Below are 15,037 nucleotides of genomic sequence, written 5' to 3'. Positions count from 1 at the left end.
CCGTATCTTGTTCAGCCATCACGAGGTGGCCGGAACCATTCAGCCAAGCATGTCGTGCCACATGCCTGGGAAATCGGGGATGGTCTTGCGGGTGGTGGCGATGTTGCGGATCTCGACGCCCGGTACCGCCAGGCCGATCATCGCCGCGAACGTGGCCATGCGGTGGTCGGCGTAGGTCTCCATGACCGCGCCATGCAGCTGGCCCACCGGTTTCGGCTCGATGAGCAGCCCATCCGGCCGCTCCTGCGCGCCCGCCCCGATACGTGTGATCTCGTTGACCAAGGCCTCCAGACGGTTCGTCTCATGGCCACGCAGATGGCCGATGCCCTCGAGGTCCGAAGGCGAATCCGCGAGCGCAGCCAGCGCGGCGATGCTGGGCGTAATCTCGCCGGCCGCCGACAGATCGAACGTGCCCAGCCCGTGAATCGGACCATCCATGGAGACGGCGAGTGTGGCGTTGCGGGGCACGTCTCCCCCAAGCTTGGCCGCTTCCATCGCCTCGTCGTAGGGCCGCCCGTCGTAGGTCACCTTCGCGCCCATGCGCTGCAGGATATCGGGCAGCAGGCCTCCGGGCTGGGTGGTCGAGGCGGGCCAGTTCGGCACACGCACCTCGCCCCCGGCGATCATGGCGGCTCCCAGGAACGGCGCCGCGTTTGACAGATCGGGCTCGACAACCACGCCTTCGGGCAGGCGCAACGCGTGATGTGGGGCGATCCAATGGCCGACCTCCGGCATGGCCACTTCCCCACCGGCGGCGTTCACGTCGGCCATGGTCATGCGGATATGCGGCATGCTTGGCAGCTTCGCGCCGTTGTGGCGCAGATCGAGCCCTTGCGGCAGACGAGAACCGATGAGCAGCAGCCCCGAGATGAACTGGGACGAGGCCGAGGAATCGATGGTGACCTGTGCCGGAGCCTGAGACGCCACGCTCTCCCTCACGGGAGGGGTGAGGGTGAACGGCAGAAATCCTTCGGAACCTTCGTATTCGATGTGCGCGCCGAGCTGTGTCAACCCTTCCAGCAACGGGTGCATGGGCCGGGCGTAGGCCTGCTTGTCACCGTCGAAACGCACCGGCCCGTCGGCGAACATCGCCAAGCCCGGCACAAAGCGCATCACCGTGCCCGCCAGCCCGCAATAGACGGTCGTGCCGCCACGGAAGACGCCCGACGTCGGTGGCGTCACCGTCACACGGGTCTCGTCCGCCTCGTCATAGGAGACCTCGACACCCAGCGCACGCAACGCGTCGGCCATCAGGTCGGTGTCTCGGGAACGCAGCAACCCTGAGATCGTCACGGGGCCGTCCCCGAGCGCGGCCAGGATGAGGTATCGGTTCGACAGCGATTTGCTCCCGGGAATCGTCACTGTGGCGTCCAACGCATGGCCGGCCACCGGTGCCGGCCACGGATCGCGGGGCTCTGAATGTTGGGGAGATTGTGCGGAACGGGCCACACTCGAATGGGCTTCAATGCTTGTCATAGTGGCGATTTTAATGGAACTCCCCTACAGTCGCCAGCGATGATCGCCCATGAATCCAAAACGTGATATGCAAGCGCGTCTCCCCCGTCTTGCCAGGCTCACCTCTAGTGGGCACGCCCACACAGACTGTCCAGCGCGTCCATCGCGTCGTATTCCGAACGCGCGTTGGTGCCGAAATTATCCATGTAATCGTCGAAGATGCCCGCGGGCTTGTGATTCGTGTTGTCCTGCAGACGCGAAAGGAGCTCATAGTATTGCTTACTATGCGCCCCGTTGCCCGCCTCGTCGGCGGAGCCCAGCCCCTTCATCTGCTCGACGATCCTGGAGGTCAGGGAGAGGTTGCCCGACATGCTGGTGTAGAGGTCCTGGGCCTTGCCGTCCTTGACCTCTTTGAGCGACTGCAGGCTGGTCGAACAAGCGGTGACATAGTTGGAATACTGAGTGTAGCTGGGGTCCGAGGGGACCTGCACCGGCAGCGTGGAGCAGGCCGCATCCGCGTTCGAGACGGCCAGCATGCTGGAGGCGTATCGGGTGATCAGCGCCTTGTCTTTGGCGGAGGCCGCGAGATAATCCTTCAGATCCTTATCGCCCTGTTGGCCGTCGGCCTTCATCTGCGCCTCAAGCACGTCGTTGGCCTGCTCGGCGGCTTTGAGCGCCGCGTTGAGGTCGTCGACATCGGAGGGCTCAAGGCTCTTCTCCCCATCCCCGGTGACCGCGCTCATCGTAGAGTTCAGCACCGTCAATCGCCTGGCGACATCCCGCAGCGCTTTGGCGGTCGCCTTGGCATGCTGGTCGTCCATGGACTGCCCAGGCCCGTCCTCGAGGAACGACTTGCTGAGACTCTCGCCATCCTCCTGGGAATCCGCCTGCGCCTGTTGGGTGTCGCAGACACGGTAGAACGCCCATTTGATATGCAGCGCGTCGCGTTCCGCCGCCAGGTCACGGCCGTATTGCTTGACGTCGTCGGCCACGCGCTTGGACGGGCCGACATCCTTCCGGGAATCCTTCTTGCCATTCTGGCCTTGCTGCGATCCGGTCGTGCCATTCGCGTCATTGTTCGCCGCCGGGTTCTTGACAACGGCGTCGCTGGCCTGCAAGGCGGAGTTGACCGAGGCGACCAGCGTCTTCATCGCGGGGTCGTTCGAATCGGCCAAGGGTTGCAGCATGGCCTGGCACGACGCCATCATCTGGTCGTGCACCGAGGTGTCCTTCTCGCCCGCCACGTCGTTCCAATCCGCCCCGCAGGTCTTGTACATCGTCGATATGGCCGCGGCGTGGCTGCCGTAGTCCTGCAGAATCGCCTTGTCGGCGGCGTAGGCCCGGGAATAGCGGTCGAGCTGGGGTTTCACCGCGGCGGCGTCCATGCCTTTGATTCCCGTGAGTTTGGCGTTGTTGGCATCGGCCTCGGCGATGAGCTTGTTGAGCTGCGCGACGTCATGCCGGCCCACATGCTTGCTCTCGACCATGAGCTTCAACGTGGATTGAAGGTCGGAACTCGTGGCGTCGAAGGCCTTGCGCTGCCCTCGCACCGTGTTGGCCTTCGGCGGGCCGAGCTCCTCCTCGAGTTGCTGCGCGATCTTCTGGTTGCGCTGGTGTTTCTGGTACGCCCTGTGGCCGAGGACGCCCGCCAGCACCACGACGATCGCCAGGATGATCACGATGAGGACCGCGACCGCGTTCTTGAGCCTCGTGGTCTTCTCATCCTCCTGGTCGTTGGGCTGGGAAGTCCGCAGGAACGCGTTGGGCGAAGACGGACGTCCGGCATCGTCCACCACCCACTGCGAAGGCGCGGCGGAACCCGCATCGGCACCGGCCGCCGGATTCTGGCCATTGGGCGCAAAACCACCCGCATTCCGGTCATGGGAATATTTCGGGGCGTTGTCGTCGAGGAACTCCTGCTGATCATTGCCAGACATACGATACAAACCTACCCATCAATTGCTAGTCATTTGTCTAATAATATGCCATAAAAACAAAGCACCTCCGCCATCTGAGTGGACACGAATTGAATCCATGACTGCTCACGATGGCAAAGGTGCTTTATCCGATTGTCGGGCGTTAGAACACCGAGCCGCGCTTGGCCCTCGCGCCATTGTCGACGGCGGTCTTGAGCGTGTTCAGCTTGCTCGTCGGATCGATGCCATCGACGTCCTTGGTGATGGCATCCTGCAAGGTCGTCGCGCTTTCGGTCGGCGGTTGGATGGCGTTGAACTGATCGACGAGGGCGTTGACCTGGTCAATCTGGGCGTTGGAGGTGAAGGTGTCGGGATCGCCCAGCGCCTCCATCTGCTTCAACACGCCATTCTTCTTGTTGAGGTAGTCCTGCATGCTCTGCATGAAATCAGCGACGGGCTTGTTGGGCACCTTGCCGGCATCCTGGATCTTGGCCTGGCAGCCGGAGATATAGGTGTCATAGGCCTGGTAGAAGTGGTTGCTGACGGTCTCGCTCTCGACGTTGTTGGTGCAGGCGTCCTTCATGTTCGACAGGTCCTGCATGGACTTGATGAGGTCGCCCATGTAGTCGTTGAAGCTGTTGGCCTTCGGCACGTAAGCGTCGTAGGCGGCCTTGACCTTCGGGTCCTTCATCACCTTGAGGCTCTTGAAGGTCTGGTTGGCCTGCTCGTTCTTCTTCATGCTGCTCTTGAACTGGGTGAGCTCGTCCTGGCTGATGCCGTCACCACCGGCGGAATAGGAGGCGGTGACGAAGTCGGCGGTCATCGAGGTGAACGTGTGCTCCATCTGGCTGATCTCGGCCTGCGCGGCCTTGTAGTCCTTCTCCTTGGGGCCGCCGATGACGCCGGCGACGTCGAGGCCCAGCACCACGGCCACCACCACGACGACGGCGATGACGGCGGTGATCACGATCTTGGCCGTCTTGCTCATGCCCTTCTTGGGCTCGACGGGCATGCCACCCTGCATCGGCGGGACACCGTCGGCGCCGGGCATCATGCCTTCGGGCGCGTAGCCCGGCTGACCCGGCTGACCACCTTGGGGAGCTTGGGCGTCATAGGGAGCGGCGGCGGGCTGGCCCGAATAGGGCATCTGGCCCTGCGGCGGCACCTGGCCGGCCTGGTCGGGCATCGTCGGCTGCGGCGGCACTTGATTGTTCACCGGCGCGTCCTGCTGTGGAGCGCCATAAGGACTGCCCTGAGCACTGGCGTCGAAAGGCACCTGGCCCTGGCCCATCGCGGGCTGGGGGTTGTTGGTTCCCGGATTCTCTCCGGCGGGGGTGTTGCCTCCCATATTCTGTGGATCTGCCATCTGATCTCTCCTCTTCGATGCCGTGTTGCCTCGTAATTAGACAACAACGGCTATGTAACAAAAGCAACTGTTTAATTATCCCACGGAAAAAACGATTAATCCAGCTGTGTTCACCATACTTCGACACTGTTGGCCGACGCCGACAAACACCGACTTGGCATGACAGCGAAAACCGCGAATCCCGTGCCCCCACGCCCTGGAATCATCGTACGGACATGACATCGGCGCGCAGTTGCTCGACCGACTTGTTGATGTCGATCTTCTCGCGCTGCTTGTCGATGCTGTCGCCGAAACGGCCGAACAGCGAATCGATATCCTCGGTATGGGTATAGCTTTGCAGCTGGTTGCGCAGCTTCGTGTAGCTGTCGTCAAACTTGCCGTGCTCCCCTTTCTGGGCGATGTAGTCGTTCATCTGCGAGATGGTGCTCTCCATGGTGTCCATATGGGCGCTGGTCATGGCGTAAAGTTTGGCCAAAGGCTCGATCTGCGTGTCCTTGAACGGCGCCAGGGCCGCCCTGCACGAGCTGATGTAGTTGGTGTAGACACTGGTGTCATCGTCGACCATCGCGAAAATCGGCACGTTGTCGCACGCCGCCTTCGCGTTGGAGACCTGAACGATGTTGGCCGCGTAGCTCTGGACCACCTTCGAGTCCTGGTCATACTTCTGCGAGTACTCACGCCAAGTGCCGACGACCTTTGGATCGGATGTCACGGAAAGCTTGGGAGCCTCGTCGTTGACCTGCGCGATCGCGGCGATGTCGGCCTGCAGGTCGGCCTCATCATCGGCGTCCAGGTATTCCATGCCGGTGGTGTCCATGTCTCGGATATCCTCATCAAGATTGCCGTACGACGCCCTCAGACCATCAAACGTTTTCAGGGCTTTTTTGACTTCCGTTTTATCGCTCGAGTAGGCCGAACTGGAGTACATGCTGGGGTCGGTGGACATGGCGTTGACCAACTGCGAAAGCTTCCAGCTGGCATGGCAGTCCTTGCGCGCCTTGTGCAGACCGTCTTGGAGCGTGTTGCGCAAATCGCTGACCTTCATCCTGGTGTTGGTGTCATTCATGGCCTGTTCCGCCTGGGGGCTGAGCTTGGGCCCTTGTTCCTGGTCCTTCAGGGAGTGCAACGTGTCGGCGGCCGCCTGGGCCGAGTCGGCCATGCCGTTGATATTGGCCGCGAACTGCTGAATCGGCTGGGTCTTGGAGTCTTGCATCGGCTTGACGGCCGCGCGGCACGAAGCCACCGCCGCCACATACTTCTGGTAGGTGGCGTCCTCCATAGGGTCGAAGGGGAGGTCGCCGCATGTCTTCATCGCCTTGGACACGTTTTTGGCGTTCGCCAGGTAGTCCTTGCTCATGGCCTCCTCATTGCCGAAGGCTTTGAGGTAGCGGTCGAGACGTTGCTTGGCTCGGGGGCGCTTGATCTCGGAGTGGTTGGGAAAGTCCTTGTTCTCCGTCTCGATCTTGTCGTAATCTCCCTTGACCGTGTCGATGGCGGACTGGTCGACTTTGTCGTTGCCGACGACATCGCTCATCTTGCTGTCGATGTCGTTGTTGAGCTTGTCGATCCTCTGTTGCGCGCTGAAGGGGTACTGCGACGATATGGAATCGTAGTGCCTATGCGTCAGCCTGTGACCGGCGTACGAACGTAGGAAGAGCATACCGCCCACCACCAAAGCGATGGCGACGATCGCGGCGATGATCGCGATGACGGGGCCGCGGGAACGCTTGGTGGCGGTTTTGACATAGGGGTTCGGCTGGAATTGGCCGTTGGGCTGGTACTGGCCATCGGGCTGGTACTGGCCATCGGGCTGGTACTGGCCATCGACCTGATATTGGCTATCGGGCTGATACTGGTCATTTTGCTGATACGGCCCATCAACCTGCTGGTATTGTCCATCGTTTTGATATTGACCATCAGCTGGGTACTGGCCATCAGGTTGGTACTGGCCATTCGCCTGGCCACCCATATCATCCTGCGGTGCCTGGCCCGGCACGGAGTAGTCGGGAGCGGACTGCGTATAGCCATCAGGAATATTCTGGCCGTTATATGCAACGTTTGCAGCGGTGTAGGGCGCGGGATTGGGATCGGCGCCGTTGGGCACCCAGTCCTGATTGGTGGGCGCGTTCTCCTGCCAGCCGGTATATCGCTGCGGCTGATAGGCCTGCTGCCCCTGGCCCGCGCCGGCCTGGCCGCCCGGGTCGTTGGCGTTCACGCCATAGTTCGGCCCATAGGCACCATTCGCGCCATTCGGATCGGCCTGCCCTGGAACGGCGGTATTATTGGGGTCTACAGCGAATACACCTTCACCAACACCATTCCCTCCGACGTTCGCGCCTTCGTCGCCATTCCAGCCCTGGTCGAACGGCTGCTGCGCCGCGGGCCCGTCGAAAGACTCCTGATCCTGCTTCTGCGCCATGCCAACTCTCTCTTTCGTCTCGGCGTTCTCTTGCCTGCTTCGGTTAACACTTGCCCCCAAGTATATCCTTTCGCGCTACCAACTCCCCCATCGTGTCTGTCACGATTGACTATCAACGCTCGGAACCGCTGAATGCATCACCTTGCGATTCTTCAGGCAATTCCAACGATTCCAACGTTCCGCGACACCAGCGAGGCCATCGCCCCGAGTTCCCCAACTAGAATCGAAAAAGTGGATAAACGTGAGACAAGGAGCGTTCCATGAAGTTCGGCATGCGCAAACCCAGCCCGAAGAGGTCATTCAAGGCGATGACCACGGGACGTGCGAAACGTGGGGTGAAGCGGGCGGTGATTCCCGGCTACGGCAAAAAGGGCATGGGCTGGGTGCGCAATCCACGCAAGGCCCTGTACAACAAGGTCTATCGCAAGACCAGCTTTGGTTGGCGAGACCTGTTCAAGTAAGACCGAGACCGCTAAAAGCAACGATGCTGAATTGGGCGCATCTCGCGTAAAAAAACAAGCCATGGGCCCCACAAAAGATTCCGGCCAATCATCCATCAGACCCCACTTCCATGACCGCAGACAACACGCAAAACGCTGGGCCGCAACCCGAATGATCAGGTTGCGGCCCAGCGTATGCGAATCACCAATCAGCGGCTAGCGCTCACCTCTTGGTCTCCTCCATCGAGCGGTGGCGGGAGATGATCAGCGGCTGCTGGCGCTTGTAGGCGAACAGCAGCAACAGGAGCAGCAGCGCCAAGGGCAGCAGCCACAGCGGCGGGATGGCATGCGTCGAACCAGACACCGTGGCCTTCGCGTTGCCACCATCACTCGCGCACACATACGCCGCAGGCTCCGCGGTCCCCTCAAGGTAGCTGACAGGCTTGCAACGACGGTTGTTCTGGTTCCTGCCGGTCACCGGACGGCCAGAAGCGCTGGCGTTATGGTCGGCACCACCCACGACTCCGGTGTTCACGCCAAACACGTTGACGATTGCGGTTTGGGGACCGGGTGCCGGCTGCGGAGTGGCAGGAGTCTGACCCGAAGGCACCGGACCGACCGGGCTCTGCGGCGCCGGCATCATCGGCGTCACCATCACGATCTGTTCCTTCCAGGTCGCATACAGGGTAAGATCCTGGGTCATGACGTCAGGAGTATCGCCCGGGTCGTAATGACGGCCCGTGCCGTCCGGGTTGGTCGACCAGCTGGAGAACAGATACTCGGACGAGGTGTCGTTCTTCAACTCGAACGTGTTCTCAGGCAACTTGACCGACCTGCCGATCGCACGATAGTTCGCAACCGGCTCCACGATGTGCCCATCCCCATCACGCGCGGTGACGTAATTGATCGCGACCTTCGCCCCAAGCGTCTGAGGTGTCGCGTTCTTCACCGTCACCCCGGACGGCAGCGGCGACTGCGGCTTCAAGGTGATGGTGCGGTTCCTCAGCCACACATACGTGCCCACCCGCTCAGGGGCGGCGCCCCGCGTGCGGTCCGTCAGCGACACGTTGTCATAGGCCACGGTCTGGTCCACGTTCGCGGACGGGGTTCCAGGCGTGGCCAGCTCAACCCACTGACCGGCGTATGGCACATTGCTATTGAAATTGGTATTGAGGCTTTCAGACTTCAAGCTGGTATTGGGACCAATGGTCAGCTGCTCAAGCGTTGAAGGGAGCATGCCTTCCATGTTCCAAACGGTGTGGGTGTCGAACCCGCTGAGATCCAAGCTCTTCATCTTCCAGCATTCAGCGAACATCTCGTGCATGTCCCTGACGAACCCGGTGTTGAACTGGCTTCCGAAATCGATGCCATAGAGGCTGGAGCAACCGGAGAACATCAGGCTCATGTCATAGACATGACTGGTGTCGAACTTGTCACCCAAATCGAGGTTGACCAAGTTCTTGCAATTAAGAAACATCCAAGCCATGGTCTGAACGTTACGGGTATCGAACTTATCGGGGAGCTTGATGTCCGTCATGCTTGTGTCCGCATTGAACATCGATCCCATCCCGGTGACTTTGCTCGTGTCGAACTTGTCGCCATAATCGATGCTGGTCAGCTTGAAGCATCCCTGGAACAGGGAATCCATCAATGTGACGTTATGGGTGTCGAACTTGTCACCCAAATCGAGATGCGTGATGCCCTCGCAGTCGGAGAACACACTTCTCATGTTCCGTACTTGTGACGTGTCGAAGTGATCGCCAAGATTGATTTCACTCAGACCACGGCAACTCTCGAACAACTCCTGCATGTCCCGGACATTGCCCGTATTGAACTTGTCGCCCAGATTGAGAGTCGTGAGGCTGGAGCAGAGCGCGAACAGCCCGGGCATGTCGGTGACGCTGCTGGTGTCGAACTTATCCCTCAGATTCAAGCTGACAAGTCCCGAGCAACGGCAGAACATTTCGCTCATGTCCCAAACGTTGCTGGTGTCGAACTTGGCGCCCAGATCCAAACTGGTCAGGCTGGAGCAATTCTCGAACATGCTCCTCATGCTGGTGACGCCATGGGTATCGAACCTGGCGCCCAGATCAAGGCTCGGCAGACGGGAGCAATTCTGGAACATCTGAGACATGCTCATACCGCTGACGCTGCTGGTATCGAACTTATCGCGCAGCAGCAGGCTGGTCAAGCCTGAACATCCCGAGAACATCGAACTCATGCAGGTGACCTTGCTGGTGTCGAACTTGTCACCCAGATCAAGGCTGGTCAGGCTGGAGCAATCCTTGAACATCGTGCTCGTATCCGTCACGTTCAACGTGCTGAACTTGGCGCCCAGGTCGAGGGCCCTCAGGCTGTTGCATCCCGAGAACATCCCATTCATGTGCTTGACGTTGGAGGTGTCGAACTTGCCGCCCAGATTGAGCGTTGTCATCTTCTGGCAGTCGGCGAACATCGAGCGCATGTCGGTGACGTTGGAGGTGTCGAACTTGTCGCCCAAATCGAGGCTCAGCAAAGCACGGCAACCTTGGAACATGCTTTCCATGCCATCCGACTCATACCCATAATTCGTGACGCTTGTCTTCCTCACGTTGGAAGTGTCGAACTTACTGCCCAGATTCAGGCTGCGCAAGGCGCTGCAATCCTGAAACATAGAGACCATGTTCGTCACCTTGCTGGTGTCGAACCCGATGCCTTGGCTCAAGTCCAGGCTGGTCAGGCCGCAACCATAGAACATGGTCTCCATGTCGGTCACCTTGGACGTGTCGAATTTGGTGCCGAAATCAAGGCTGGCGAGCTTGGAGCAGCCAAAGAACATGCCGCCCATGTCCGTCACATTGCTGGTGTCGAACGCGTTTCCGAGGTTGAGGTTTGTCAGCGAGCTGCAACGATAGAACATGCCATCCATGTTGGTCACTTGGCTGGTGTCCACATGGTCGAGCCCGGTGACGGACGTGAGTCCGCTCAGCCCTCCAAAGAGGTAGCTGGAGTCGGCGGGCAGCTTCGTCGTGCCGCCGGTGAACGCGATGGTCGTGAACGCCGCAGTGGCCGAGCCACAGTACGCCGGATTCGCGTTCTGCAGCACCGCCGCCAGGGCGGCCTTGTCAAGCGTGCCGCCACCAGCGGGGGCGTTGATGGTCACCGTCTTGCCGTCAGGGCTTGCGGTAATCTCCACCTCGTCGCTCTGGGCACTCGGCTGCATCGCGGGAGCCGGCGTCGACCCCTCGGTCTCGTCCTGCGCCTCTGGCGTCTGATTGGCGTTCTTATCCCCATGCCCTACTGGAGCGCTCCCGGAATCGGAACCATGGCCCTGATCGGACGGAGCCGCCTGCATCTGCACGGTCTGCGTGGATTCCTGCGGCTGGGCGCGCTGAATATCCTGGGCGTTGCTCAAGGTCGGGACCATGATCGTCGCCGCGGCAGCCAACGCTCCCAACGCAATCTTAAGGTCTCTCCTCATTTTTCTCCTTCATCGCCTTTCATCACTACGAACCCGCAGATGCCATACCCCAAAATCGACACCTGCCGGAGGTACGGCGGACGAACCACGCTGCCGCACCTCGTACTGTGATTTGTATTACCTATAGTAATCGAATCGCGAAACTACGTATTACCTAAACCTAGAAAAACCCGAGAAATATCGGGAATATTGCTACAGGTGAAAGTTTCTCAGTCTTTAGTAGACTTCTCGATTATTTCTATCTAATTAAGTTTCAGGGCCCTCACTCCATCTCACCCCTATGACACTGTCGCCATCTCACCTTCCAGTATCGGTGCACCGGCACAGTGTCGATCTCAACCGAACATTCGGCTAGCACACAAAGCGCTGGGCCCCAACCCGAATAATCAGGTTGGGGCCCAGCGCATCTCACGTGTCGGATTCAGTGTTCAGCTCGACTCACCGCTTGGTCTCCTCCATCGCACGGTGGCGGGAGATGATCAGCGGCTGCTGGCGCTTGTAGGCGAAAAGCAGCAACAGGAGCAGCAGCACCAAGGGCAGCAGCCACAGCGGCGGAACCGCGTGCGTCGAGCCCGACACCGTGGCCGTCGCGTTGCCGCCATCACTCGCGCACACATACGCTGCGGGATCGGCGGTCCCCTCAAGGTAGCTGACAGGCTTGCAACGGCGATTGCTGCGATTCGTGTTGCCCACTGGACGGCCGGGAGCGCTGGCATTATGGTCGGCACCAGCGGTGACGCCCGTATTCACGCCGAACACGTTGGCGGCTGGAGTCGCTGCCGGAGCCGGAGCCGGAGCCACCGGCTGCATCGCTACAGGCGACTGGGGCGCCGCAGGCAGCTGCGGCGTGGGGGCCGGCGCGAGCGGGTTGCCCGACACCGGCGTCAACGACGTCACAATCTCGATGTACTGCTTCCATGTGGCATACAGGGTAAGATCCTGGGTCATGATGTCAGGAGTATCGCCCGGGTCGTAATGCCGGCCCGTACCGTCCGGATTGGTCGACCAGCTGGAGAACCGGTAGTCGGCCGAAGTGTCGTTCTTCAACTCGAACGTGTTCTCAGGCAACTTGACCGACCTGCCGATCGCACGATAGTTGGCAACCGGCTCCACGATGTGCCCCTGCCCGTCACGCGCAGTGACGTAATTGATCGCGACCTTCGCCCCAAGCGTCTGAGGCGTCGCGTTCTTCACCGTCACCCCGGACGGCAGCGGCGACTGTGGCTTCAAGGTGATGGTGCGGTTCCTCAGCCACACATAAGTGCCGACACGGTCGGAGGCCGTGCCACGCGTGCGGTCCGTCAGCGACACATTGTCATAGGTCGCGGTCTGGTCCACGCTTGCGGAAGGGGTTCCAGGCGTGGGCAGCTCCACCCACTGACCGGCGTATGGCACATTGCTATTGAAACGGGCGTTGAGGCTATCAGGCTTCAAGCTGGTCTTGGGACCAACGATCAGCTGCTCGAGCGTCCCGGGGAGCATGCCTTCCATGTCCCAAACGCGGGTGGTGTCGAACCCGCTGAGATCAAGGCTCTTCATCTTCCAGCACTCAGCGAACATCTGGCTCATGTTCCCGACGCCCCTGGTGTTGAACTTGCCGCCGAAATCAATGCCGTTCAGACTGGAGCAACCGGAGAACATCAGTTCCATGGTATAGACATGACTGGTATCGAAATTGGGGCCCAAATCAAGATTGACCAAGTTCTTGCAATTAAGGAACATCCAAGACATGATGTTGACGTTACGGGTATCGAACGTATCGGGGAGCTTGATATCCGTCATGCTTGTGTCCGCGTTGAACATCGCTCCCATTTGGATGACGTTGCTCGTGTCGAACTTGTCACCGTAATCGATGCTGGTCAGCTTGGGGCACCCCTCGAACAGGCCATCCATATATTTGACGTTGGAAGTGTCGAACTTGTCACCCAAATCGAGATGCGTGATGCCATCCAAGCCGGAGAACACAGTCATCATGTTCCATACTTGTGATGTGTCGAAGTGATCGCCGAGATTGAGTTCCTTTAGCCCACTACAATTGTCGAACAACTCCTTCATGTTCCCGACATTGTGCGTATTGAACTCCTCACCCAGATTCAGTGTCGGGAGACTAGAGCAGAGCGCGAACAGCTCGTGCATGTCGGTGACGCTGCCGGTGTCGAACTTATCTCTCAGATTCAAGCTGGTAAGGCCACTGCAACCGCAGAACATCTCGCCCATGTCCCAGACATGACTGGTGTCGAACTTATCGCCCAAGTCCAGACTCGTCAGGCTGGAGCAATCCTCAAACATGCTCCTCGTGCTGGTGATCTTGTGGGTGTCGAACTTGTCGCCCAGGTCAAGGCTGGTCAACTTGGAGCATTTCTGGAACATCTCGGACATGCTCATGTACGAGACGTTGCTGGTGTCGAACTTATCGCGCAGCAGCAGGCTGGTCAGGCCGGAGCAACCCGAGAACATCGAACTCATGCCGGTGACGTTGCGGGTGTCGAACTTGTCACCCAAGTCAAGGCTGGTCAGGCTCGAGCAATTCTCGAACATCGAGCTCATTTCCGTCGCGCTCGACGTGCTGAACTTGGCACCAAAATCTATGGCCCTCAGGCTGTTGCATCCGGAGAACATCGAAGTCATAATCGTGACGTTGGAGGTGTCGAACTTGTCGCCCAGCTTGAGCGTCGCCATCTTCTGGCAGTCGGCGAACATCCCGCGCATGTCGGTGACGTTGGAGGTGTCGAACTTGTCGCCCAAATCGAGGCTCAGCAAAGCACGGCATCCCCGGAACATGCCACTCGTGCCATTCGAGGCAGAGTAATAGGAATTTGTTTTCCTCACGTTGGAGGTGTCGAATTTGTTTCCCAGATTCAGGCTGCGCATAGCGCCGCAGTCCTCGAACATGGAGACCATGTTCTTCACCTGGCTAGTGTCGAACCCGAGGCCATGGCTCAAGTCCAGGCCGGTCAGGCCGCAACCACGGAACATGGACTCCATGGTGGTCACCTTGGACGTGTCAAATTTGGTGCCGAAATTAAGGCTGGCGAGCTTGGCGCATTTAACGAACATACCAGACATGTCCGTGACGTTGCTCGTGTCGAACGTGCTTCCAAGATCAAGGCTTGCCAGCGAGCTGCAACCAGCGAACATGTTATGCATGTTGGTCACTTGGCTGGTGTCCATATGGTCGAGCCCGGTGATGGACGTGAGGCCGCTCAGGCCGTCAAAGAGGTCGCTGGAGTCGGCCGGCAGCTTCGTCGTGCCGCCGGTGAACGCGACGGTCGTGAACGCCGCGGTGACCGGGTTGAAGTGCGACAGATCCGAGTTCTGCAGCACCGCCACCAGGGCGGCCTTGCTGAGCGTAGCGCCACCGGCGGGGGCGTTGATAGTCACCGTCTTGCCGTCAGGGCTCGCCGTGATCTCCACCGCGTCGCTCTGGACGCTCGGCTGCATCGCCGGAGCCGGCGTCTGGCTTTCCGAAGTCGAATCGGCAGACTCATCCTGCGTCCCGGGCGTCGGATTGGCGTTCTTGTCTCCGTGAGTCACGGAATCCGAAACCTGGCCCGGACCGGACGGAACCCCCTGCATCTGCACGGTCTGCGTGGACTCCTGAGGCTGGGCACGCTGAATATCCTGCGCGTTGCTCAAGGTCGGGACCATGATCGTCGCCGCGGCAGCCAAGGCTCCCAACGCAATCTTAAGGTCTCTCCTCATTTTTCTCCTTCATCGTCTTACATCACTACGAACCCGCAGACGCCACACCCCAAAATCGGCACCTGCCGGAAGCACGGCGGACGAACCATGCCGCCGCATCTTGTACTGTGATTTGTATTACCAATAATAGTCATATTATTAACTTATTTGCAACACAAACGGATTAAAAAAGCACCCCCAGCATCTTTGAAGAACAACCGAAAAGGCATGTATCGGATATTGGATTACGTATGCCCATCCACCATTCCCCGAAACGCCACCGACTCCCCAATTCCCTGA

General features: G+C 59.6%; 7 protein-coding genes. 1 reads left to right on the top strand and 6 read right to left on the bottom strand.

What is annotated here, in order from left to right; translation table 11 throughout:
* Positions 1-39 precede the first annotated feature (39 nt).
* The 4 genes from aroA to OZY47_RS03730 all read right to left on the bottom strand — a co-directional run bounded on the left by aroA (position 40) and on the right by OZY47_RS03730 (position 7,156).
* On the bottom strand, positions 40-1,476 hold the full coding sequence (gene aroA, locus OZY47_RS03745) for a 3-phosphoshikimate 1-carboxyvinyltransferase (protein ID WP_348519395.1): 1,437 nt from the start codon (positions 1,474-1,476) through the stop codon (positions 40-42).
* A gap of 104 nt (positions 1,477-1,580) precedes the next feature.
* Entirely contained in the window at positions 1,581-3,392 is a 1,812-nt protein-coding gene (locus OZY47_RS03740; protein WP_277178874.1) for a hypothetical protein, read from the bottom strand.
* Positions 3,393-3,534: 142 nt separating this feature from the next.
* A complete protein-coding gene (locus tag OZY47_RS03735; RefSeq protein ID WP_277178872.1) occupies positions 3,535-4,737 on the bottom strand; it encodes a hypothetical protein in 1,203 nt (400 codons plus the stop codon).
* A gap of 202 nt (positions 4,738-4,939) precedes the next feature.
* The gene (locus OZY47_RS03730; RefSeq protein WP_277178871.1) at positions 4,940-7,156 is read right to left on the bottom strand and encodes a hypothetical protein; all 2,217 of its coding nucleotides are present in this window, start codon (positions 7,154-7,156) and stop codon (positions 4,940-4,942) included.
* Positions 7,157-7,416: 260 nt separating this feature from the next.
* Between OZY47_RS03730 and OZY47_RS03725 the strand changes: the two genes are divergently transcribed.
* On the top strand, positions 7,417-7,617 hold the full coding sequence (locus OZY47_RS03725; protein WP_277178869.1) for a hypothetical protein: 201 nt from the start codon (positions 7,417-7,419) through the stop codon (positions 7,615-7,617).
* Between the two features lie 202 nt (positions 7,618-7,819).
* Here the strand turns inward: OZY47_RS03725 and OZY47_RS03720 are convergent, their stop codons facing one another.
* Both OZY47_RS03720 and OZY47_RS03715 read right to left on the bottom strand, forming a co-directional pair.
* The gene (locus OZY47_RS03720) at positions 7,820-11,056 is read right to left on the bottom strand and encodes a BspA family leucine-rich repeat surface protein (RefSeq protein WP_277178866.1); all 3,237 of its coding nucleotides are present in this window, start codon (positions 11,054-11,056) and stop codon (positions 7,820-7,822) included.
* Between the two features lie 438 nt (positions 11,057-11,494).
* Complete coding sequence (locus OZY47_RS03715) at positions 11,495-14,758, bottom strand: BspA family leucine-rich repeat surface protein (RefSeq protein ID WP_277178865.1); 3,264 nt, start codon at positions 14,756-14,758, stop codon at positions 11,495-11,497.
* Between the last annotated feature and the right edge of the window lie 279 nt (positions 14,759-15,037).

It is taken from the genome of Bifidobacterium sp. ESL0790 (genome assembly GCF_029395435.1).
Taxonomy (GTDB): Bacteria; Actinomycetota; Actinomycetes; order Actinomycetales; family Bifidobacteriaceae; genus Bifidobacterium.
The sequence above is the reverse complement of the archived record's forward strand: the minus strand, read 5'-3'. Positions and strand labels throughout refer to the sequence as shown.